Below are 22,088 nucleotides of genomic sequence, written 5' to 3' on the forward strand. Positions count from 1 at the left end.
GCCCCGGGCAGACCGGACGGCGTTTTAGGAGTCGCTGTCGAGCTTGAGCACCGCCATAAAGGCCTCCTGCGGGACCTCGACGCTGCCCAGCTGGCGCATCCTCTTCTTGCCCTCCTTCTGCTTTTCCAGCAGCTTTTTCTTGCGGGTGATGTCGCCGCCGTAGCACTTGGCGAGCACGTCCTTGCGCAGGGCCCGCACCGTCTCCCGGGCGATGATCTTCCCCCCCACCGCCGCCTGGATGGGCACCTCGAACATCTGGCGGGGGATGTGCTCCTTGAGCTTCTCGGTCATCCGCCGGGCGCGGGCATAGGCCTTGTCGGTGTGGACGATAAAGGAGAGGGCGTCCACCACCTCGCCGTTTAAGAGGATGTCCAACTTGACCAGCTTGGAGGGCTGGTAGCCCGACAGCTCGTAGTCCAGCGACGCGTAGCCCCGGGTGCGGGACTTGAGGGTGTCGAAAAAGTCGTAGATGATTTCGTTGAGGGGGAGCTCATAGCGGATGTCCACCCGGTTTTCGTCCACGTACTCCATATTCTTAAAGACGCCCCGCTTCTCCTGGCACAGCTCCATGATGTTGCCCACGTACTCCGAGGGGGAGAAGATGCTGGCGTTGACAAAGGGCTCGTAGGCCTGGGCGATGGTGGCCGGGTCGGGGTAGTCCATGGGGTTGTCGATGACCTTGGCGGTGCCGTCGGTCAGCTCCACCTTGTAGACCACGCTGGGGGCGGTGGTGACCAGGTCCATATTGAACTCCCGCTCCAGCCGCTCCTGAATGACCTCCATGTGCAAAAGGCCCAAAAAGCCGCAGCGAAAGCCAAAGCCCAGGGCGGCCGAGGTCTCCGCCTCAAAGGAGAGGGAGGCGTCGTTGAGCTTGAGCTTTTCCAGCGCGTCGCGCAGGTCGTTGTACTTGGCCCCATCGGCCGGGTAGAGGCCGGAAAAGACCATCGGCTGCACCTGGCGGTAGCCGTGCAGGGGTTCGGCCGCCCCGTTCTCGGCGGTGGTGACGGTGTCGCCCACCTGGGTGTCCTGCACATTTTTGATGCTGGCGGTGAGATAGCCCACCTCCCCGGCGCGCAGCCGGTCGCACTTCTCCATCTGGGTGGCCCGCAGGTAGCCCACCTCCACCACGTCGAACTCGGCGCCGGTGGCCATCATCCGGATGCGCTGGCCGGGGCGCACCTCCCCCTCCTTGACCCGGATGTAGACGATGACCCCCTTGTAGCTGTCGTAAAAAGAGTCGAAGATCAGCGCCTGCAGGGGGGCGCCCTCGTCCCCCTGGGGCGGAGGGATCAGCTTGACGATCTGGCGGAGCACCGCCTCGATGTTGGTTCCCATCTTGGCCGAGACCGCCGGCGCCTCGCTGGCGTCGATGCCGATGAAGTTCTCGATCTCCTTCCCCACCCGCTCCACGTCGGCGGAGGGCAGGTCGATCTTGTTGATGACCGGCAGGATCTCCAGGTCGTGTTCCAGGGCCAGGTAGGTGTTGGCCAGGGTCTGGGCCTCGATGCCCTGGGTGGCGTCCACCACCAAAATGGCCCCCTCGCAGGCCGCCAGAGAGCGGGAGACCTCGTAGCTGAAGTCCACGTGCCCCGGGGTGTCGATGAGGTTGAGGGTGTAGACCTGCCCGTCCTCGGCCCGGTAGTCCAGCTTGACCGCCCGGGCCTTGATGGTGATGCCCCGCTCCCGCTCCAAATCCATGTTGTCCAGCAGCTGCTGGCTCATCTCCCGCTGGGCCACCGACTCGGTGGCTTCCAGCAGCCGGTCGGCAAGGGTGGACTTGCCGTGGTCGATGTGGGCGATGATGGAGAAGTTGCGGATGTTGTCGCGATAGCTCATGGATGTCCCCCTGTCCGTCGGCCGACCCCGGCCGACGCGTCAATGTCACTCGGTGACCGCCGCCCCGCTTTTGGGCCAAAGGGCGAAGAGCGGTGGTCGCAATGCGGTTATTATACCACGGCCGGGGGAGCCCAGGCAACGCCGCGCGGCCTTTTTTGCCAAAAAGACGCCCCCCGGCAGAGCGGGGGGCGGGCACTCACAGTTGAAAGAGGGCGGCGACGAGCAGCCGCAGCCCCGAGGGGGCGGCCTTCCAGAGGAGGGCCGCCCCTTCCTTTATATAGGGAACCACGTCGATTTGGGGGATGGACACCGGCCCGTGCACCATGCGGTAGGTGTTGAGATAGGCCACCCCCATGGCCAGGGTCACCATCAGCGCCGCCAGGGTGAAAACAAAGGCGGCCGCGTACTTTCTGGTTGCGCTCACAGCAGATGCTCCTTTTTCTTTTTCGTCCGCCCCGGCGCTCACGCCAGGGTCTTGAGATATTCGGCCATCCCCTTGCCGATGAGCTGGCCCGAGTAGACCGCCTCCCCCAGGCTGTTGCCGTGCCCCCCCACCTCGATGAGGATACAGGCCGGGGCCAGGTCCTGGTTGTAAAAGCGGTAGTCAAAGAGGATGGGGCGCATGAAGTCGTCGTAGCTCTGGGCGAGGCTGGACTGCAAGTTGGCGGCAAAGCGCAGGTTCTTTTCGTAGTTGGGGATGGGGGTCTTGTCGCTGTTGCAGCCCACGATGAACATCACCTGGGCGGCCTTCTTCCCGTCGATGACGGTGGTGGGCTTGGCTCGAGTGCCGTCGGAATACTGAATGGCGTCCCGGTGCACGTCCAGCACCACCTGGATGCTGGGGTACTTTTCGAGGTAGCTCTGTATGGTCTCTCGGGAGCGATCGTAGGCCCCGGTGTACTGGGGGTAGTCGTGCTGGGTTTTGTCCTGCACCGTCTTGATGCCGGCGGCGTTGAGCTGGCGGGCGATCTCCTCCCCCACCCGGGTGACGTTCTGGGCGTTGTCGGTGTTGCGGGAGCTGGCGTCCGGGTCGTAGTAGCCCAGGTCGTAGTGCTCGTAGCTCTCGGTGGCGTGGGTGTGGACGATCAGCACCTGGGGCTGGTCGCTGCCCAGCTCGATCTTGGCCCCGGGCCCGGTGCCGAGCAGCTCGGCGATCTGCCCGTCCGAGAGGCTGGTCTTGTTTTTGATGTAGGCCGACTGGTAGTTGACGCCGCTCTGGACCGCCAGGTCCACCGCCTCGGTGGGCATCGCCCCCTCGGGCTTTTGGGTGCCCTCCGGCGGGGTGTCCGCGGGGGCGGTGGTCTGGGGCAGCAGGGCGGAAAAGTCGGTCCAGCTCTCCCCCTTTTCCAGCACCGCGCCGCCCTCTCCGCTCTCCTCCGAGGGGACGCCCCCCTCCAGCGACTGGACGATGGCCCGGTTTTGGGCAGTCAGCCCCTGCCAGAGGGAGAGGATCTTGCCCAAATTGGCATAGCAGACGGCCAGCACCACCGTGCAGGCCGCCAGCCCCATCTTCCACTTTTTCGGTCCCCGCCTTTTGGGAGGAGTTCTTGTCCTACTGCGCGCCATGCTGCACCTCCTACACGTCTGTTGGTACAGTATATGGCGCCCCCTTCACCAGTATGACCGGCCGGAAAACCGCCTATTCGCCCCTAGTCGGTGAGCAGGGCGATGTCCTCGGCCGAGAGGTGGGGCTGCAGCGCCCGGTTGACCGCCAGGGCCAGCACCTTGGAGATGCGGGCAATGATCTGGTCGATCTCCTTGCTGGTGACCATCATTCGGGAGCGCTCCTCCTCGATGTTCTCCTGGGTGTACTCCCGCACCAGGGTGCCCACGTCCACCACCGTCGGCACCCCCATGGCGACCACCGGGATACCCAGGGTGTTCTGGGAGAGCTCGCTGCGGGCGTTGCCCACCCCCGAGCCGGGCACGATCCCCGCGTCCGAGAGCTGTACGGTCCGCCCCAGCCGCTGGGTGGCCTTGGCCGCCAGGGCGTCGATCACCACCAGGGCCGCTGGGGCGGTGTCCCGCACCAGGGCGCGGGCGATCTCCTGCACCTCGACCCCGGTCTGCCCCAACACCCCCGGCGCCAGGGCGGACACCGGCCGAAAGGAGATGCCCATGGCCTTTTCCAGGGCCGGGCCGATGTGCCGGGTCGCCATCACCCCCTCCACCGCGCGGGGGCCCACCGCGTCGGGGGTGATGGACGGGTTTCCCAGCCCCAGGACCAGTACGCCCCCCTTTTCGGGCAGAAGGCGCTTTAGGTGCTCCCCCAGCAGCTCTGCCAGGGCGGTGTTCTGCGCGGCGTCGTGGAGGAGGTTTGAAAAGCTGGCGGTGAGGTACTGCCCCACCGGTTTGCCGATGCGCTCGGCCGCCGCCTGGGTGCGGATGCGGGTGGTCGAGAGGGTGATCCCCCCCTCGACGGTCTCCTCCTGCTGCCAGTCGTCGGGGCCGAGGCCGGCGGCCATGTCCAGCCACTCGATGGCCAGGTCGGTGCGAATATCCATCTGCTGATCACTCCTTTTGGGCGGGGACTTGCCCCATACGGCGCGAAATCGAGATTTTTTCAAAAAAATCCTTGCAATCCCGCGGCAAAAATGCTAAGATAACTTGTACGATTCCATGCGAAGGAGGTGCGATTATGCCTAACATCAAGTCAGCTAAGAAGAGAGTCAAAGTCAACGAGGCCAAGAACCTGCGCAACAAGATGATCAAGTCCGCTCTGCGTTCCAGCATCAAGTCTGCCGAGATTGCCTTGGAGAAGAACAGCGAGAACAAAGCGGAGGTCGTTGGCAACGCCATCAAGAAGATCGATATGGCCGTGACCAAGGGCATTCTTCACAAGAACTGCGCTGCCAGGAAAAAATCCAGCCTCGCTCGCAAACTGAACGCCAGCGCGTAATGGTCTCTTTTTAGTGTGTGACGCAAAAGCAGTCCTCTCAGGGGTCTGCTTTTTTTATTGTCTTTTTTTCCAAGTGCCGCGCCTTTGCCCTCTCAAAGAGCGCCGGTTCCCCTCTCTCCCCCTGCAAGCTGCAAGGGCGGGGAGAGGGGGGCCGGCGCTCTCGGCGCAAAATCAGGCCTTGTCCTTGGGTTTGAAGATGAGGGCCACCAACAGGCCGAAGAACATGGCGGCGGTGATCCCCGCCGCCCCGGCCGTCAAGGGGCCGGTGAGCGCTCCCAGCAGACCCTGGCTGTCCACGGCCTCTTTGGTGCCCTTGGCCAGCAGGTTGCCAAAGCCCGACAGGGGGACGGTGGCCCCGGCCCCGGCGAAATCGGCCAGGGGCTGGTAGAGACCCAGGGCCCCCAGCACCACGCCGACCACCACGAATCCCACCAGGATGCGGGCGGGGGTCAATTTGGTCTTGTCCACCAAAATCTGGCCGATGACGCAGAGCAGACCGCCGACCACAAAGGCTTTCAGGTATTCCATCCTACTTCCCCCCTTTCCGGGCAGCGGGTTTGCCGGTGGGCCGATCTCTGTCCGCCGAGATGTGCACCAGGTGGGCGATGCCGGGGACGCTCTCCCCCTGGGCGGAGCTGGTGGTGGAGAGGAGGGCGCCGGTGGCGACGAAGAGGATGTTATCCAGCTCTCCCCGGGCAAACTTGCCCAGGATGAGGGAGCAGAGGACCGAGGCCGAACAGCCGCAGCCCGAGCCGCCAGCCTTGACGTCCTGGCTCTGCCGGTCGTAGATCAGCAGCCCGCAGTCGTTGTGCACCGGGGCGATGTCGATCTGATCCAGTGCCAGCAGGTCGTAGAGGATGGAGCTGCCCACCTGGCCCAGGTCGCCGGTCAAAATCAGCTGGTAGTCGGTGGGGGCGGTGCCGGTGTCCTCCAGATAGGTCTTGATGGTGTCGGCCGCCGCGGGGGCCATGGCGGCGCCCATGTTGTTGGCGTCGGTGACCCCCAGGTCGACGATCTTGCCGATGGTCACGTGCCGGACCCGGGGGCCGCTGCCCTGGCCCGGGGCCGCCACCACCACGCAGCCGCCGGCGGTGGCGGTCCACTGGGCGGTGGGGGTGCGCTGGCCGCCGTATTCCAGCGGCAGGCGAAACTGCCGCTCGGCGGTGCAAAAGTGGGACGAGGCCACGGCCGCACAGCGGTCGGCGCAGCCGCTGGCGGCAAAGATGCTGGCCAGCGACAGGCTCTCGGCCATGGTGGAACAGGCGCCGTAGAGGCCGATGAGGGGGATGCCGAACTCCCGCAGGCCGAAGCTGGAGGCAATGCACTGGTTGAGCAGGTCCCCGGCAAAGACGTAGTCGATGTCGCTGTTTTGCAGCCCCGCCTTTTCCAGCGCCAGGGCGACCGCCTTTTTCTGAATGGCGCTCTCCGCCTTCTCCCAGGTCTTTTCGCCGAAGCTGGTGTCCCCGGTCACAAAGTCGAACTCCTGCGAGAGGGGGCCCTCCATTTCCCGTTTGCCCGCCACCGACGCCCACTGGATCAGGGCCGGGGCGGATTCCAAGGCCAGGGTCCTCTGGCCGATTTTCTTGATCATCTTATCTCCTCCAAACGCATCAGGCAAACAGGCCCATCAGGTAATAGATCACCCCGTAGATCACCGCCGCCGAGACCCCGTAGACGATGACCGGTCCCGAGATGACAAACAGTTTGGCCCCCAGGCCCAGCACCATCCCCTCGCTCTTGAACTCCAGGGCGGGGCTGACCACGGCGTTGGCAAAGCCGGTGATGGGCACCAGGGTGCCAGCCCCTGCGTGGTTGGCGATCTTGTCGTAGAGGCTGAGGCCGGTGAGCAGGGCGCTCAAAAAGACCAGACTCACCGAGGTGAGGGTGGCGGCGGTGAGCTTGTCCGCCCCCCAGTACCCGTAGAGGCCGATGAGCGCCTGGCCCAGGGTGCAGATGGCCCCGCCCACCACAAACGCCCAGACGCAGTCTTTGAAGAGGCTGCTGTTGGGCGAATATTTTTTGACCATTTTATCGTATTCCATATTGGACAGTTGCATTTGGCATTCCTCCCTTTGCGATAGTGTTTCTTGCCGCTTGGAGATTTATGCCGCTTGTTTTTGTGGCAAAATATGCTACAATGTAACAATAGCAGCGGGCAAGCGCGCCCGCCGGGCCGCCGAAAAGTCGGCTCTCTGGATGTCTTACAAGGGGGAAACAGGTTCCATGAAAAAATACCTTCGCGCCCGCCTGGGCCGATTCGCCGCCATCGCGGCGGTTGCACTCTGCGCCCTGGGGCTGCTCACCGGCTGCGGCGACACCTATTACGACTACGACGGCAGCGGCTACTTCACCAGCGCCGACGGCTATATGCGCGTGGCCTATCAGGAGCACTTTCAGCAGCTCTCCAGCGTGGAGAAAAACGCCATCGGCCTGGACTGGATCGACGAAAAGGTCAATCTGCAGATCGTCCGCTACCGAAAGGACGACGAGATGTTTACCGAGCGCAGCGTCAAGACGCTGGACCAGTTCATCGAGCTGTACTATGCCAACGGGCTGGAATACCTGCACAAGTACTCGACCTTCGGCGACCTGCAGGAGTTCACCTTTGAACATTTTGACGCCGCCAAAGGGTATGACGTCGACACCGAAAAGGACGGCAAAAAGGTGGCCAGCCGCATCTACTATTTAGAGGATGAGAAAAACTTCTATGTCCTCTACCTCAACGGCGACCCCGAGCACTACAAGGCGCACTTCGAGGTGCTCGACGCCATCTGCCACACCCTGGAAGTGGTTCCCCGCGACCAGGTGAAATAGCAAGCCGGCACCCGTTTCCGCCCCTCTTCTTTGTAAGAGGGGCGGTTTTTTGCGCGCACTTTTGAGCGGGGAACGGGCGCAAAACGACCCGGCGGCGGGCGCATATCTCGCCCGTTGGCTGTCAAGACTACTGTCGGAGGTGAAAAACATGCAAAACCCACGCTACAACCAGCCCCGCCTGAAAAAATGGCTTCGGGGCAAGGGGTTCTACGTCGCTCTGGCGGTCTGTCTGCTGGGGGCCGGGCTGGCCTCCTGGGCGCTGATCCAAAACGCCGTTCAGAGCGGCGACCCCCAAAGTCAAATCAACCAGGAGGTGCCTTCATGGGACTCATCCGATACAGAGGTGGTGGAAAAGCCGGTGACCTCTCAACCCAAGTCGTCCTCCGCCGCGTCGAATTCGCAAAGTACCTCGTCCTCGCAGGGGCAGGGCTCTTCTTCCTCGTCCGCTTCTGCCGGGCAGCAAAGCGAACCCGCGTTGCAGCAGACTGCGTCCAATGGGGTCTTTGTCTCGCCCATCTCTGGCGAGACCATTAACCCCTTTTCTGACGGCAAGGTGATCAAGGACCAGACCCTGGGCGACTGGCGCACCCACAACGGCATCGACATCAAGGCCGAGGCCGGAGCCCAGGTCAAGGCCTGCCAAAACGGCAAGGTGACCTCGGTGCGGGACGACGACATCTGGGGCACCGTGGTGGAGATCCAGTTTGAGGGCGGCGCCACCGGCATCTACAAGTCCCTGTCCCAAAAGGTCACCGTCAAAGAGGGGCAGACCCTCAAGAGCGGCGACGTCATCGGCACGGTGGCCCAGTCCATCCCCGGGGAGAGCAAGCTCGGCACCCACCTGCACTTTGAGCTCAAAAAAGACGGCGCTTACGTGGACCCCGCAGCTTATTTCTCCAAATAACTCCGGCTGTCCCCCCGCTATTTTTTGTGCACAGAAAACAGCGAATCATTCAATATTCTCAAAAAAAGAGAGGCCTGTCGGCTGACAGGCCTCTCTTTTTTTGCCGCAAAGCGGGGGGAGGGGGGTCACTCCTCCTCTTTTAACACCTGGTATTTGTGCCGGGTGGCAAGGCCCCCCCGGATATGCCGCTCCTGCTTGTTGATCTCCAACACCTTTTTGACCTCCCGGCAGAGGGCGGGGTTGAGCTTTTTCAGCCGGTCGGACACATCCTTGTGCACCGTGGACTTGCTCACCCCAAAGGCCTTGGCCGCATGCCGCACCGTCGTCTTGTTCTCCACAATAAAGTTGCCCAGCGAGATGGCCCGCTCTTCCACATTCCCCTTCACGCACTCACCCTCTCACGGCTCTCGTTGGCCGCCGCGTCAATATTGGTACATCTCTATGCCCCAGGGGATACAATCATTCCCGAAGCCGCCGGATTCTCCCATTTGACGAAAAAAAGCCTTTACGGTATAATGTTGGGGAAGAAGATCGTATGCGTTTTCGTTCTCAAAAAACCACCCTTTGATCGGCACAAAAAAAGCCAATTTGGCCAAAAACCGAGTGGCTCTTTGTGCCTTTTTTACAGAATTTTTTTGTGAACGAAAAACCATAATTTGTAAATCAATTTAGTTTTTATTTTGTTGGGGGTTTTCATATGGACAACACTGAAAATCTCGCGCAGGGGACCGGTTCGCAGAGGATCTCGCCCGCGCCTGTGTTTTCGGCTGCACGATCCCTCCGCCTCACCCCCGCACAGCGCGTGTATGCGGCATTCAAGCGCTTGTTGGACATCCTCCTCTCGGCTGTGGCCTTGGTTTTTCTCAGTCCGCTGCTGCTTCTCACCGCGCTGGCGGTCAGACTCGACTCCAAGGGACCTGCCATCTTCCGCCAGAAACGGGTGGGAAAGGACGGGAAGGTCTTTCGCGTCTACAAATTCCGCTCCATGAGCACCGAGGCGCCCAAAAACGTGGCCACGGCGGAGCTGAAAAATGCCACCGAATACATCACTCGGGTGGGCAAGGTGCTGCGGCGCACCAGCCTTGACGAGCTGCCCCAGCTGTGGAACGTGCTGCGGGGCGACATGAGTTTGGTCGGCCCCCGTCCCCTGGTGGTGACCGAGGCCTACACCCATCAACTGCGCCACAGCTTTGGGGTCTATCAGCTGCGCCCGGGGATCACCGGCCTTGCCCAGACCAACGGCCGCGATCTGGTGGACGACGACAAAAAGGTGGCCATGGACCGCGAGTACCTGTGCCATTTCTCCCTCTGGCAGGACCTAAAGATCCTCTTTATGACCGTCTACGTGGTCTTCACCCGCAAAAACTACGCCGAGGGGGACGAGGTGTCTGTCCCCGGTGTCACCACCTCCCCTGCACAGGAGGAACCTATCTCCCAGAAACGGGTCTCTTAATTTATTTGCCGTTTTCGCGAAAAATGTCGAATAAAAAGCTCTTTTCTATCTTTTATCAGACGCAAAAGACATTTTTTAACTGCTCTTTCATCCAACAAATCAAAAAGCCCCCGGCAGACGCTGTCTGCCGGGGGCTTTTTCTTCTCTATCTCACATGTAATAGAGGTTTTCCGAGGGGAATTCGGGGTCGCTGGTCACGTCCATCCCCAGCTTTTTGTAAATCTGCTCGTCGCTCTGACTCAAGATGGCGGTGGTGTGGGCCTGACACCCCTGCAGGAGAGAGAGCTTGTCCAGCGCGGCCTGGGCCACCGGGTTGGTGGCGGCACAGACGCTCAGGGCCATGAGGATCTCTTCACAGCTGAGGGTGGTGCGCCGGCTGTGCAGGGTCCCCCTCTTGAGGTTGATGATGGGCTGTAGGATCATGGGGGAGAGGAGATGGATCTCGTCCGCCAGGTGGGCCAAGTATTTGATGGCGTTGAGGACGGCCGCCGCCGACCCACTCATCATCTCGCTGGACTTGCCGGTGATGATCTTGCCGTCGGCCAGCTCGATGGCGGCCACCGAGCAGCTCTCCCCCTCGGGCAGACCGGCGTTTTTCAAAGCCCCGTACTTGCGGGCCCCCACCACCACCGTGCGGTCCTCCGGCTTGAGGTTGGCCGCCTTCATGATGGCGTCCATCCGGTGGAAGGTCTCCTGGTCGAGGGTCCCCTTTTTGTACTCGCAGGCGGTCTTGAAGTAGCGGCGGATGATCTCCTGTCGGGAGGCCTCCTTCACCACCTCGTCGTCGGTGATACCAAAGCCCACCCGGTTGACCCCCATGTCGGTGGGGGAGCGGTAGAGCTGGCTGCCGGTGATCTTTTCGATGATCCGGCTGATGACCGGGAACATCTCCATGTCCCGGTTGTAGTTGACCGCCAGCACGCCGTAGGCGTCGTAGTGGAAGGAGTCGATCATGTTGACGTCCTTCAAATCCACGGTGGCGGCCTCGTAGGCCACGTTGAGGGGGTGTTTCAGGGGGACGTTCCAGACGGGGAAGGTCTCGAATTTGGAGTAGCTGGCGGGCTGCCCCCGGCGGTAGTCGTGGTAGAGCTGGGAGAGGCAGGTGGCCAGCTTGCCGCTGCCCGGCCCAGGGCCGGTGACCACCACAATGGGCTTTTGGGTCTCGATATAGGGGTTGGCGCCGTACCCCTCGTCGCTGACGATGGTGTCCACATCGGTGGGGTAGCCCTTGGTGGCCCGGTGGATATAGGTCTTGATCCCCCGGCGGTTGAGCTTGTTCATGAACTGGGTGGCCGCCGGCTGCTGCTCGTAGCGGGTGATGACCACGCTGTTGATGTCCAGCTGATAGGAGCGCAGGTCGTCGATGAGGCGGAACACCTCCATGTCGTAGGTGATGTTGAAATCCGCCCGCACCTTGTTGCGCTCGATGTCGCCGGCGTAGACGCAGATGACCACCTCCACCTGGTCCTTCATCTTCTCCAGCAGCTTCAGCTTGGCGTTAGGGTCGTACCCCGGCAGCACCCGCTTGGCGTGCATGTCCTCCATCAACTTGCCGCCGAACTCCAAATAGAGTTTCTCGCAGCTGTTGACCCGCTCCAAAATAAATTCCGACTGTTCCCGCAGGTATTTCTCGTGGTCAAACCCCTGTTTCATAGCCCGTCTCCCCTCCATCATTTTTGCAATCACGTTGTCTATTCTATCATCGGCCCACACAAAAGTAAAGGCGGTATCGCAGAGTCGAAACCGCCCTTTTTTACCTATTGTCCCTCTCTGCCCAGGAAGGCCGCGCCGATGATCCCGGCGTCGTTTCCCAAGGCCGCGGGGAGGATGCGGGTGTTCTGCGGGGAGTGGCGGGACATCACCACCCGCAGTGCCCGCTCCCGGATGGGACCCACCAGCCGCTCCCCCTCCCGGGAGATGCCGCCGCCAATGGCGATCACCTCGGGCTGAAGGAGGTTGATGACGTTGGCCACCCCGCAGGCAAAGTCGTCTATATAGCACTCGAGCACCGCCTGGGCCGCCGCGTCCCCCCGATCGGCCGCCTGAAAGGCCGTTCGCCCCGAGACCCCGTCCAAATCGCCGCCAAATTGCCAGAGAAGGGAGTCCGGCGCCCCCTCCATGGCTTCGCGGGTGGTCTGGATGAGGCCGGTGGCGGAACAGTAAGCCTCCATGCAGCCCTCTCTGCCACAGGTGCAACGCCTCCCCCCAGCGCGGATGACCATGTGTCCCAGCTCGGCCCCGCCGTAGCGAAAGCCCGACCAGATCTTTCCGCCCAGGATAATCCCCCCGCCGATGCCGGTGCCGATGGTGATCATCACCAGGCTGTCGGCGCCCCGGCCCACCCCGGCCAAAAACTCGCCGTAGGCGGCGGCGTTGGCGTCGTTGTCCACGTAGATCGATTTGCCGGTGAGCGCCTGCAGCAGTTGCCGCACCGGCGCCCCCTGAAAGCCCAGATTGGCCGCCAGTTCCACCTGGCCGGCCGCCTTGTTGATCACCCCGGGAGAGCCCACGCCGATCCAGTCGATCGCCCCCTCCGCGAGACCGGCCGCCGCCACTGCCTGGCGGTAGACGGCCGCCATGTCGGCGCAGATCTCCTCCGCCGGGCGGGGCGCCCTCGTCTTGGTCTCCGCCTTGGCGAGGATCCGGCAGTGCTCATCCACCACCCCCGCCACGATGTTGGTCCCCCCCAGGTCGATCCCTACATAGTAGGCCATGTCGCTTCCGTCCTTTCCCCTCGTCTTTTCTTCTATTATAAAGAAAAAGGAGCTTCTTCACAACCCAATGTGAAAAAGCTCGAATCCCATTCTCATCTATTTGACAGGGCGTCTCATAAGGGCGAGGGCCACAGCACAGAAAACCAAGCCGATGCACAGAAGTATCGTTGTCTTCTGCTGCACCAACTGCCAGGTGACTTGAAAGGCCGGTTCAAAAATCGTCAGCTTTCCACGCACATCGGCCTCTATTAAATGTCCGCCCAAAAAATACCCCACAGATAGCATCAGGGGAATGGCGGTCGACTGCAGCAGTCCGATCAAAAGATAGCAAGCGCTCCAAATAAATACGATCTGCCCCGTTGTGCGGACGAGAAACATCCCGTAGCGCCCATCTACCAACAGCAACATCGAACCTATGAGCCAAAAGTGGAGCAGATACCAGCCGATATTGGCCAAATCGCAAACCGGCCTACGCCCTTTTTTGCCCATATACATGAAAAGCAACTCGTTGCCATCGCCCTCCATATCCTCTTTCAAAGCTGCACAGGGCCACCAGACACAGAGCAGTACACCCAGCTGCTCCAGGTAATCGGCCACATCCAAATAGGCCGAATTTCCGGGCTGCTGGTAGGCCAACCAGCAGAGTATCGGCAACAGGACGAACAGCCCGAGCGGCACAACAAAATACAATTTCCCCATGGCGCGAAACCGAAGGTAGACCAGGCGGACCACAAAATCCCCTCCCCGTCAAATTCGCTTGATCATCGACATATAGCCATCCTCGACTGTGGGCGCTGCTTCCCTCGCCCCAGCTAGGGGGGCGGAGGACAGAACACGCAAAAGGACCCCCTCCTCCCCTTCAAGTCGCTTTTCAATATAGCTTCCGGCGGGGAGCTTTTCCTGCTCTGGTATCAAGTAGACCTTGCCCTGCGCCGCTGCCCGCACCTGACTGTCGGTGCCTGCACCAACGATCAAGCCGTTGTCCATCACCAGAATGTGATCACAAACTGCCTCAACATCCTCTACAATATGGGTGGAAATCAAGATGGTCCGCCCTTTTTTAATGGAAGCTATGATATTTTTAAAACGCATCCGCTCCTCTGGGTCCAAGCCCGCTGTCGGCTCGTCAAAAAGGATCACTTCCGGCTCTCCCAGCACAGCCTGTGCAATGCCCAACCGGCGGATCATCCCGCCGGACAGCGCCCCTACGCGATCCCCCATGCGCTCGCTGAGATTGACGATCTCCAAGCTCTTTTCGATAGCGGGCCGCTGCTCTTCCTTGGGGATGTTTTTGAGGGTGGCAAAATACTCCATCATATTGTAGACTTTCAGCTCTTTGAAAAGCCCAAACTTCTGTGGCAGATAGCCGATACGGGCGAGCAAATCGCCATTTTTCGCCACGTCTTTTCCATCGAAGAGGATCTGTCCCCCCTGCAAGCTGTACAGGCCGACGATGCAGCGCATCAAGGTGGTCTTCCCCGCGCCGTTGGGGCCCAGGAGGCCATATACCCCTTCGCCGATTTCACAGTCGATCCCCTTGAGGACCATTTTTTTCTTGAAACTCTTCTGTACGGCCTTCATTTCCAACATGGCTGGACCCTCCTCCATCTGTTTGCCGTGTGCCGCTACTCCATCAAGCTGTTGACAAAGGTGTAGCGGTCTCGCGTGTCACCGTCATCTGTCAAATAGGCACCCACCTGTTTCAGAACGGCGTCTTCGCCATTTTTTTCAATGGCGTCCATAAACGTCTGATACATCTCCTTGTACCCGGCAGGACCCAGATCACCGGCAAATTCGTTGGGAATGGAGCCGTCCCACTTTCCCGTGAAATAGGCGATAAAGTCGTCCCGCATGCCCACGTCCAGGTAGAGGTGGGTGAGGTAGGCCACGTGCTGCTTTTCCAAGTTGCTCCCCGCCAACATCTTGATCACGTTGGTGATCGGCCGCGGCGCCAGCGCCCCCAGGATGACATAGCAGTCCTCCATTTCAATATAGCAACTTTTTTCGCCTCTCGTAAAGCCCTGGGGGGAGACAAAGAGGGGTTTGTCCCTAAACTTTTGGGAGAGGTCGACGCCCAGTTGGCCGCCCAAGCGCTCCAGCGCCTCTTCAAATCCATCCACATAAAAGGGGTATGCCGACATCTGGGGCATGACCGCGTCGTAACTTCCCAAAGGCCCGCGCACGTACTGGCCGCCAAAGATGGTCGCCCCTGTGGACAGCCCCGCATAGCTGCCGTCGGGCTGCTGCGGCAGCGAGACAAAGACCGGCAGCCGGGTCTGCAGGCGCAGGGTGATGGGGCGGCTTTCAGTCAGATGCGGCTCGCGGGCGCCCGGCGCAAACTCGCCCGATAGTCCCCCGTCCAGGCGGTGATACCCCTCCATCGGAAAGTAGGGGAAGTAGCCGGGCAGATGGATCCCCTGCGCGTTGGAATAAAACTCCCCCGACATGCCGCCGTAGGAAAAGGTCAACTGGGAAAGGGGCGTCCCGGCATCCTGGGGGACATACAGGTAATCGCCCTCCCGCTCAAAGGGGAGGCGGTTGCCCGCCCCGTCCGTCACCGCCTGCAGCCGGTAGCCGTGGTAGAGGGTAAACTTCAGCCCTGCCAGCCCCTCTGTCTGCTCCAGGTCCAGCACGACGCGGGCCTTCAGCCCATCGCCAACCCGCAGGTCCATCTCACAGGCGGAAACGGCGAATCCCGCCGGCTCCTCCCTGGGCTGCACGTCGGCGTACGAATAGTAGGAGTCGACCATCCGCCCGTCTATCCGCGAGTCCATGGGGCGATACCCCTGTTTGCAGAGATAGGCTGTCAGGCAAAAAAGGGAGAGGGCCGCCATCCCCACCGCGACCCAGCGTCTGTTTTTGGGGGGAGAGGGGCGGGTAAAGATGAGGACGACGGCGCCCAGCGCCAACACCCAGAAAAACACCAGGGCAAAGCGATACCACTCCACCGGGAGCCCGTAGGCCGGGTCCACAAACCCCTCCCCCGCAAAGCAGACGCCCAGCAGGTCCCGCAGCCAGTAGGCCGCGGGGCCGATCTTCTCCTGCAAGCTGGTCAAAACCATATAGGGGAGATCGGAAGCCAGGTAGCTCCAGAGGACCATCACCCCGTAGGCCGCCATCCGCCCGGCGCAGAGGGCCAACACGCACCCCAGCAACAGCGCCACCGTCCCCGAGAGGAGGAAGTAGAGAACAAGGGAGAGCAGCAGGTTGGCGACGACCGGCCCCTGGGTATTGCCGGTGAAGGCGACGCCGAAGACGAAATAGAGGCTCACGTTGACAACGGCGGCAAGGAGCAACAACTCCATGGCCAGAAACTGCGCGCCCAAAAGCCGAAGGTGGCCGTTGGGACAGGTCTTGACCGTCTCCAGCAAAAAGGCCCTTTTTGACCGGGAGAAAAATTCATAGCCGATAAAGGCGAAGAGCAAAAAGAAGAGGCCCGCCTGCTGCAGGAGCAGGCTCGCAAAGTGATAGCTGGCTATTTGGCCGGCCCCCAGGGAGACAAGCGAATCCATTCGGGGGAGCATCAACAGGTGGGGCGCGGCCAGAACCGCGCCAAAGGCCAGAACCAGCGCGATATTGCGAAAAAACAGGCGCAAGCTGTTTTTGGTCATCTGCAGCATAGAAAAGCCCTCCTTTTAACCACATCTCCCAAACGCGCAAAATCCAGGGGGCCCCCTGGATTTTGCAAGGTAACCTGTCAGACTGCTACATACCCCGTTCCTGTGCCCGCGCCCCACAGGGCAGCCCGGTACTGGTCAGTGAGGAGATAACCCTGCCAGCTCCGCATATCCGACATGCTGAGCTGAGGGGTGCTATCGCCATTGTTTCTGCCGACCCCTCTCAGATAGAGTGTCCCCGAGTCAGAGCCGGCCTGTTCCACATGTGCAGCCACATACGAGCTCGTGTTCGACCAAGCCGAGTACGTCGTGTAGTTCCCCGTCGCCGTCTTTACCGCCCACCATTTTCCCGCCAGGGCGGTGCCGGCAAAGGCCAGAAGGAGCATTGCCGCCGCCGTCGCCGCAACAAACCACTTTTTGACACTTGTCTTTTTCATCTTCCTTCTCCTTTCCAGAGTTCCCTGTCAACAAACCTTTCTCTACCAAACAGCGCTGTTTCTGATTTCAGTATATCGTTTTAGCAAGAAAAGTCAATATGCCCATTTTTTTATAACTTTTAATTATTTTATGTATACTATATATAATTTACAGAGGCAACTATCGCTATTGTCCAGTTTGCAAAGGCAATTGTTAGAATAAAAGTCGAAACCTGTCGAATTTTTGTTTTATACTCACAAATACAACTTTTTGGATTATATTTGTGCAAAATGCCCGTATTTTCCAATTCCCGTCTTGTGGTATGTTTAAGGTACAAGAGGTGTGTCGTTTCCCACCGAAAAGGAGGTCAAGCGCCATGAAAAAGGGACTCAAGTTCGGCCTGCAGCTTTTGTTTTTGGGCATTGTCGTCACAGTTGTCGGGGTGACGATCTTTTCCAACCGGGAGCAGCTATTTGAAAAACAGCGAAAAAACGCCTACACGGAGGAGGGCAACTCCCAGGAAAACGCCTATGCCGACACCCAAAAATACTGGCAGCAACTGCTGCAGGAAAACAGCGACCAACCCCGCCAGACGGACACCGCCACCATCTCGGTCCCCAATATCGGGCAGATGTACATGGTGGAGGCGGCGTTGCGGGACGGCGCTGCGGCAACCGGAAACCTGCCCCCCGAAGAGAAGGTTTATCTCTACGACTGCCGGCTCGCCATCCCCGGCAAAGAGGGGGAGAGCTTTGTCCGCTATATGCTGTATGACAACGACCGCTTTCACTTCGTATTGGAGCGGCAGGACAAATACGGTCCCCTGGAGTGTGAGTGGATCACCGGAAAAGACGGAAAAAACTATATCGTGGACTTTCACAGTGAGGAGGCCGACGAACTCTACCGCGCCTTTTGGGAAGCGGAAAACGACAAGACGGGAGCCGTTCCCCAAGTGGACGAATTGGGAATGGATCTGACCGCCAAATAAGGATTATCTTCGCAAGAGAGAGCGCCTGGGGCATTTCTGTCCCAGGCGCTCTCTCTTGCAGTCTTATACCAAACCGCGGCGTCTCTACTGAAAACGCATCGGTCTGGAATTTCAGTATAGCCTCCTCCATTCATTTTTGTCAATCATTTTTCAGAAAAAATAGGAAAAAATGAAAAATTTAACCAAAAACGGTTAGTAAGTCACACATTTTGGCCCATTTTAAGCGTCTTTTTGCCCCCATTCACACCATTTTAACAAAATGCGGCCACCGGAATCGCACCGCGCTTTTCCCGGCGGCCGCAGCCCCGGTCGGCTGAAAAAAGACCGCTTTTTTACCGCGCAGCCCGGCGGCAGACGACAGCGGAAGAGATGTCGTCCCCTTGTCCCCCCGGCGTTGTGACAGACGGAGACGGAGACGGCGGCACAGGGACCGCGCTTGCAGTCCCTGTGCCGCCGTGTTTCGCTGGACCTATATTTTTAGGGGCGATGCCAAACGGCTTGAAAGGCCGGAAAGGGCCCGTCAGCCGAGGAGGGCGCCCCCCTCGGCGGCCAGCTCCTCAAAAAAGCCGTTGACCTGCTCCAGCAGCCGGGTAAACGCCGGCAGGTCGCCGGGTTCCAGCCCCTGGGTGACCCGCGCCACCAGCCGCTGGTGAAACTCGCTGTGCAGCCGGCAGACCTCTTTTCCGGCGGCGGTGAGGGAGATGTTGACCACCCGCCGGTCGACGCCGTCGCGCGCCTTGACCGCCAGCCCCTTACGGCAGAGCCGCTCCGCCGAGGCGGTGAGGGTGGGGAGGGTGACCCCCAGGCTCTCGGCCACGTCCCCCATCCGCCGCGCCCCCTCGGGCCCGATCTGGTCGAGGATGTGGATCTCGGTAATGGTCACCCGCCGGTCCTTGAGGGCATTGTGGACAAACCCCTCCTCCACCGAGAGGATGTTTTGAAAGATGGCGGTCAAAAAGTGGTTGATCTGCTGGGAACAGGGCACCCGCTCCCCTCCTCTCTCTGTTGGGTGTGGCCGTTTTAGGCCTGCTCGTCGAGAAATTTCTGCACGTCGGCCGCGGTCTGCAGGTTTTTCACCTTCATCTCCCGGCTGATGCGGCGGCCGTTGCCGGTGAGCACCTTGCCGGGGCCGCACTCGGCCCCCAGCAGGTGGCCGTCGCGCACCAGGTTCTCCACCGTCTTGACCCACTGCACCGGGCCCTTCATCTGCTGGGCCAGATGGGCGCGCAGGTCGACGCCGGCGGGGATGGGCTCCCCGGTGCCGTTGGCGTAGACCGGCAGGGCCGGGTCGGCGAAGGCAAACCCCTCCAGCTCGGCGTAGAGGGCGTCGGAGGCGGGCTCCATGTACCGGGTGTGAAAGGCCCCGCTGACCTTGAGGGGCACCGTGCGGGAGGCCCCCGCCTCGGCACAGCGGGCGCAGGCCGCCGCCACCGCCGCCGGGTCGCCGGCAATCACCGTCTGGGCCGGGGAGTTGAAGTTCACCGGCAGCACATATCCCTCGATCTGTCGGCAGCAGTCGGCGATCTGCTCGGGCGTCAGCCCCATGACAGCGGCCATGGCGCCGCCCTGGGCGGCAGCCGCCTCCCCCATCAGGCGGCCGCGGGCGGCCACCAGGGCAAAGCCCTGTTCCAGGGTGCAGGCCCCGGCGGCGCAGAGGGCGCTGCACTCACCCAGGGAGAAGCCGGCCGCCGCCTCAAAGGCGATCCCTCTCGCCCGCAGCACCTCGGTCACCGCCATCGAGTGGGCGAAGATGGCGAGCTGGGCGTTCTCGGTCTTGGCCAGGGTGGCCTCGTCCCCCTCAAAGCAGAGGGCGGCCAGGTCGCGGCCGGTGACCTGGCTGCCCAGGTCAAAGACCGCCTTGGCCTCGGGGTAGGCCTGGCAGAGGTCCTGCCCCATGCCGGTGAATTGGGCGCCCTGTCCGGGGAACAGCAGGGTGATTTGGCTCATCGTTCATTCCTCCTATTATAAAAGGGAGGCCGGCGCTGCAAACAGCCGGCCCGCCCAACAGCCCCTGTGCGGGGCGGCAGGGCCCCCGCCGCCAGAGGCGTTGGGAAAAAGTTGACAAACACTGTGGCCCCCATTATAATGAAAAACAATTAGTTTGTCAATCGAAGCATTTTTCGCGCCGCCGCGGTTGCCGGGAAATGTAAATTTTTTTTGCATCTTTTCGCGCAACCGGTACTGCCTCTGTCAATTTTATGGTAAAATAAAAAGAGGTTTTGCCGCCGGGAATCGCCCGGGGCGGCCCCGTTTCCCACCGCCAGTCGGCGGGGCGGGTGGACAAACCGATCATCCAGAAGAAACGAGGGTTTTGAGAATGGAACACGAGAATAAGCGCCCCCTGGCGCTGGTCACCGGCGGCTCCCGCGGGATCGGCGCCGCCATCTGCAAACGGCTGGCGAAAGAGGGGTTTGACCTCATCATCAACAGCATCTCGCAGGAGGAGCTGGACCTGCCGGTCTCCCGGGAGACCATCGAGGCCTGCGAGGCGGCCGGCGCAAAGGTCATCGCCAAGCCCTGGGACGTCTCCGACTACGGCGCCTGTGAGCAGGCGGTGGAAGAGATCACCGCCGCGCACGGGCCGGTGGCGGTGCTGGTCAACAACGCCGGCATCACCAAGGACGGGCTGTTGCTGCGGATGAAGCCGGAGCAGTTCTCGGCCGTCCTCAACGTCAACCTCTACTCGGCCTTTTACATGAGCAAACTCTGCGCCAAGGGGATGACCCGGGCCCGCCGGGGGAAGATCGTCAACATCTCCTCGGTGGCCGGGGTGTACGGCAACGCCGGCCAGGCCAACTACGCCTCCTCCAAGGCGGGGCTCATCGGCCTGACCAAGACCATCTCCAAGGAGCTGGGCAGCCGGAACATCACCTGCAACGCGGTGGCCCCCGGCTTCATCGAGACCGCCATGACCCAGACCCTGCCCGAAAAGGTGGTGGAGGGGGCCAAGGCCTCCATCTCCCTGGGGCGCTTTGGCACCGTGGAGGACATTGCCGGGGCGGTGGCCTTTCTCTGCTCCCCCTCGGCCGACTACATCACCGGCCAGGTTCTCATCGTAGACGGCGGGCTGGCCATGTAGCCCCCATCCAGACAGAAAAGACGGAGGATTTGTATGAACCGCGTAGTGATCACCGGCATGGGGGCCATCACCCCCATCGGCAACGACATCGAGACCTTTTGGAAAAACCTGATTGCCGGCAAAAACGGCATCGGCAAGATCACCCATTTTGACACCGAGGGGTTCAAGGCCACCCTGGCCGCCGAGGTCAAGGAGTTTGAGCCCACCGACTACATCGAGAAAAAAGAGGCCCGGAAGATGGACCGGTTCTGCCAGTTCGCGCTGGCCGCCGCCTGCCAAGCCATGGAACAGAGCGGCATCACCCCCGAGAACACCGATCCCTACCGCTTCGGCACCATCGTGGGCTCGGGCATCGGCGGGATGGAGACCTTCTGCGACGAGTTTGAGAAGTACTTCACCAAGGGCCCCGGCCGGGTCTCCCCCTTCTTCATCCCCACCATGATCTCCAACATGGCGGCGGCCCGCATCTCCATGCGCTTTGGAGCCAAGGGCGACAGCTACTGCCCGGTGACCGCCTGCTCCAGCGGGGCCCACGCCATCGGCGAGGCCTTCCGCCTGATCCGCCACGGCTATGCCGACTGCATGGTGGCCGGCGGGGCGGAGGCCTGCATCGTTCCCCTGGCCATCGCCGGGTTCTCCAACATGCACGCCCTCAACACCTGCGAGGATCCCGACGCCGCCTCGGTCCCCTTTGACGCCCGCCGCGCCGGGTTCGTCATGGGCGAGGGCGCCGGCATCCTGGTGCTGGAGAGCGAGGAGCACGCCAAGGCCCGGGGCGCCGAGATCCTCGGGGAGCTGGCCGGTTACGGCGCCTCTTCCGACGCCTACCACATCACCAGCCCCGACCCCTCGGGCGAGGCGGCCTGCCGCGCCATGCAGCTGGCCATGGCGGACGCCGGGGTCACCCCCGAACAGGTGGACTACCTCAACGCCCACGGCACCGCCACCCCCATCAACGACGCCTTTGAGACAAACGCCGTCAAGCTGGCCTTCGGCGAGGCGGCGAAGGGGCTGCACATCTCTTCGACCAAGTCGATGACCGGCCACCTGCTGGGGGCCGCCGGCGGGGTGGAGGCCCTGGTCTGCGCCCTGGCGGTGCGCGACGGGGTCATCCCCCCCACCATCAACTACCGGGAGCCCGACCCCGAATGCGACCTGGACTACACCCCCAACGAGGCCCTGCACACCCCGGTGGAGGTGGCCCTGACCAACTCGCTGGGCTTCGGCGGCCACAACGCCACCATCGTCGTTCGGGCCTACCGGTAAAGAGCACATCCCAAAAAAGAGCGGGGCCGCCCCGCAGAGTTCGGCGCGGGGAAGCGTCTGGCCTCCCCCCTCGCGCGCCCCTTTTGGAAAGGTTGGAAACA

At 61.4% G+C, this 22,088-nt stretch carries 23 protein-coding genes; 7 read left to right on the plus strand and 16 right to left on the minus strand.

Annotation, left to right across the window (positions count from 1 at the left end; translation table 11 throughout):
- Positions 1–24: 24 nt before the first annotated feature.
- The 4 genes from lepA to gpr all read right to left on the minus strand — a co-directional run bounded on the left by lepA (position 25) and on the right by gpr (position 4,340).
- Positions 25–1,836 (minus strand): translation elongation factor 4, encoded by a 1,812-nt coding sequence (lepA, locus tag BN3266_RS06705; RefSeq protein WP_021659509.1) that lies wholly within the window; start codon positions 1,834–1,836, stop codon positions 25–27.
- 196 nt (positions 1,837–2,032) lie between these two features.
- Complete coding sequence (locus BN3266_RS06710) at positions 2,033–2,260, minus strand: hypothetical protein (RefSeq protein ID WP_059004523.1); 228 nt, start codon at positions 2,258–2,260, stop codon at positions 2,033–2,035.
- Positions 2,261–2,298: 38 nt separating this feature from the next.
- On the minus strand, positions 2,299–3,345 hold the full coding sequence (gene spoIIP, locus BN3266_RS06715; RefSeq protein WP_059004524.1) for a stage II sporulation protein P: 1,047 nt from the start codon (positions 3,343–3,345) through the stop codon (positions 2,299–2,301).
- Positions 3,346–3,485: 140 nt separating this feature from the next.
- Positions 3,486–4,340 (minus strand): GPR endopeptidase, encoded by an 855-nt coding sequence (gpr, locus tag BN3266_RS06720; protein ID WP_059004525.1) that lies wholly within the window; start codon positions 4,338–4,340, stop codon positions 3,486–3,488.
- Positions 4,341–4,474: 134 nt separating this feature from the next.
- Between gpr and rpsT the strand changes: the two genes are divergently transcribed.
- Positions 4,475–4,735 carry a 30S ribosomal protein S20 gene (gene rpsT, locus BN3266_RS06725; RefSeq protein WP_021659505.1) on the plus strand — a complete coding sequence of 87 codons (261 nt, stop codon included), beginning with the start codon at positions 4,475–4,477 and terminating at the stop codon, positions 4,733–4,735.
- A gap of 171 nt (positions 4,736–4,906) precedes the next feature.
- On the opposite strand, the gene spoVAE is transcribed toward rpsT, so the two are convergent.
- From spoVAE to spoVAC, 3 genes are read right to left on the minus strand one after another with little or no spacing between them, the layout of a single operon-like run.
- Positions 4,907–5,263 carry a stage V sporulation protein AE gene (gene spoVAE / locus BN3266_RS06730; protein ID WP_021659503.1) on the minus strand — a complete coding sequence of 119 codons (357 nt, stop codon included), beginning with the start codon at positions 5,261–5,263 and terminating at the stop codon, positions 4,907–4,909.
- Position 5,264: 1 nt separating this feature from the next.
- Positions 5,265–6,326 (minus strand): stage V sporulation protein AD, encoded by a 1,062-nt coding sequence (gene spoVAD, locus BN3266_RS06735; RefSeq protein ID WP_021659502.1) that lies wholly within the window; start codon positions 6,324–6,326, stop codon positions 5,265–5,267.
- A 19-nt stretch (positions 6,327–6,345) separates the two neighbouring features.
- Positions 6,346–6,792, minus strand: a complete 447-nt coding sequence (gene spoVAC, locus BN3266_RS06740; protein ID WP_059004526.1) for a stage V sporulation protein AC — start codon at positions 6,790–6,792, stop codon at positions 6,346–6,348.
- 166 nt (positions 6,793–6,958) lie between these two features.
- Here spoVAC and BN3266_RS06745 point away from each other — a divergent pair, with 166 nt between their 5' ends.
- Both BN3266_RS06745 and BN3266_RS13550 read left to right on the plus strand, forming a co-directional pair.
- Entirely contained in the window at positions 6,959–7,549 is a 591-nt protein-coding gene (locus tag BN3266_RS06745; protein ID WP_059004527.1) for a hypothetical protein, read from the plus strand.
- 148 nt (positions 7,550–7,697) lie between these two features.
- Positions 7,698–8,453, plus strand: a complete 756-nt coding sequence (locus BN3266_RS13550; RefSeq protein WP_082671700.1) for a M23 family metallopeptidase — start codon at positions 7,698–7,700, stop codon at positions 8,451–8,453.
- A gap of 125 nt (positions 8,454–8,578) precedes the next feature.
- Here BN3266_RS13550 and spoIIID read toward each other — a convergent pair whose 3' ends face one another.
- Positions 8,579–8,839 (minus strand): sporulation transcriptional regulator SpoIIID, encoded by a 261-nt coding sequence (gene spoIIID / locus BN3266_RS06755; protein WP_059004529.1) that lies wholly within the window; start codon positions 8,837–8,839, stop codon positions 8,579–8,581.
- A 437-nt stretch (positions 8,840–9,276) separates the two neighbouring features.
- On the opposite strand from spoIIID, the gene BN3266_RS06760 reads away from it, so the two are divergent.
- On the plus strand, positions 9,277–9,906 hold the full coding sequence (locus BN3266_RS06760) for a sugar transferase (protein ID WP_075109689.1): 630 nt from the start codon (positions 9,277–9,279) through the stop codon (positions 9,904–9,906).
- Positions 9,907–10,056: 150 nt separating this feature from the next.
- Here BN3266_RS06760 and BN3266_RS06765 read toward each other — a convergent pair whose 3' ends face one another.
- From BN3266_RS06765 to BN3266_RS06790, 6 genes are all read right to left on the minus strand, one after another.
- Positions 10,057–11,559, minus strand: a complete 1,503-nt coding sequence (locus BN3266_RS06765; protein WP_059004530.1) for a DUF1846 domain-containing protein — start codon at positions 11,557–11,559, stop codon at positions 10,057–10,059.
- A gap of 104 nt (positions 11,560–11,663) precedes the next feature.
- Positions 11,664–12,620, minus strand: a complete 957-nt coding sequence (locus tag BN3266_RS06770) for an ROK family protein (RefSeq protein WP_059004531.1) — start codon at positions 12,618–12,620, stop codon at positions 11,664–11,666.
- A gap of 96 nt (positions 12,621–12,716) precedes the next feature.
- Positions 12,717–13,352 carry a hypothetical protein gene (locus tag BN3266_RS06775; RefSeq protein WP_059004532.1) on the minus strand — a complete coding sequence of 212 codons (636 nt, stop codon included), beginning with the start codon at positions 13,350–13,352 and terminating at the stop codon, positions 12,717–12,719.
- A 15-nt stretch (positions 13,353–13,367) separates the two neighbouring features.
- Positions 13,368–14,210 (minus strand): ATP-binding cassette domain-containing protein, encoded by an 843-nt coding sequence (locus tag BN3266_RS06780; RefSeq protein ID WP_059004533.1) that lies wholly within the window; start codon positions 14,208–14,210, stop codon positions 13,368–13,370.
- A gap of 35 nt (positions 14,211–14,245) precedes the next feature.
- Entirely contained in the window at positions 14,246–16,240 is a 1,995-nt protein-coding gene (locus tag BN3266_RS06785; protein WP_059004534.1) for a hypothetical protein, read from the minus strand.
- Between the two features lie 77 nt (positions 16,241–16,317).
- Positions 16,318–16,674, minus strand: coding sequence for a hypothetical protein (locus BN3266_RS06790; protein WP_059004535.1), 357 nt, complete (start codon positions 16,672–16,674; stop codon positions 16,318–16,320).
- 356 nt (positions 16,675–17,030) lie between these two features.
- On the opposite strand from BN3266_RS06790, the gene BN3266_RS06795 reads away from it, so the two are divergent.
- On the plus strand, positions 17,031–17,642 hold the full coding sequence (locus BN3266_RS06795) for a hypothetical protein (RefSeq protein WP_059004536.1): 612 nt from the start codon (positions 17,031–17,033) through the stop codon (positions 17,640–17,642).
- 520 nt (positions 17,643–18,162) lie between these two features.
- Here the strand turns inward: BN3266_RS06795 and BN3266_RS06800 are convergent.
- Positions 18,163–18,627, minus strand: coding sequence for a MarR family winged helix-turn-helix transcriptional regulator (locus BN3266_RS06800; RefSeq protein ID WP_021658346.1), 465 nt, complete (start codon positions 18,625–18,627; stop codon positions 18,163–18,165).
- 35 nt (positions 18,628–18,662) lie between these two features.
- Positions 18,663–19,589 (minus strand): ACP S-malonyltransferase, encoded by a 927-nt coding sequence (gene fabD, locus BN3266_RS06805; RefSeq protein ID WP_059004537.1) that lies wholly within the window; start codon positions 19,587–19,589, stop codon positions 18,663–18,665.
- Positions 19,590–19,959: 370 nt separating this feature from the next.
- On the opposite strand from fabD, the gene fabG reads away from it, so the two are divergent.
- On the plus strand, positions 19,960–20,721 hold the full coding sequence (fabG, locus tag BN3266_RS06810) for a 3-oxoacyl-[acyl-carrier-protein] reductase (RefSeq protein ID WP_059004538.1): 762 nt from the start codon (positions 19,960–19,962) through the stop codon (positions 20,719–20,721).
- Between the two features lie 33 nt (positions 20,722–20,754).
- Positions 20,755–21,987: a beta-ketoacyl-ACP synthase II gene (gene fabF, locus BN3266_RS06815; protein ID WP_059004539.1), complete on the plus strand. Its 1,233-nt coding sequence runs from the start codon at positions 20,755–20,757 to the stop codon at positions 21,985–21,987.
- Positions 21,988–22,088: the final 101 nt, after the last annotated feature.

Source organism: Bittarella massiliensis (ex Durand et al. 2017) (assembly GCF_001486165.1).
Classification (GTDB): Bacteria; Bacillota; Clostridia; order Oscillospirales; family Ruminococcaceae; genus Bittarella; species Bittarella massiliensis.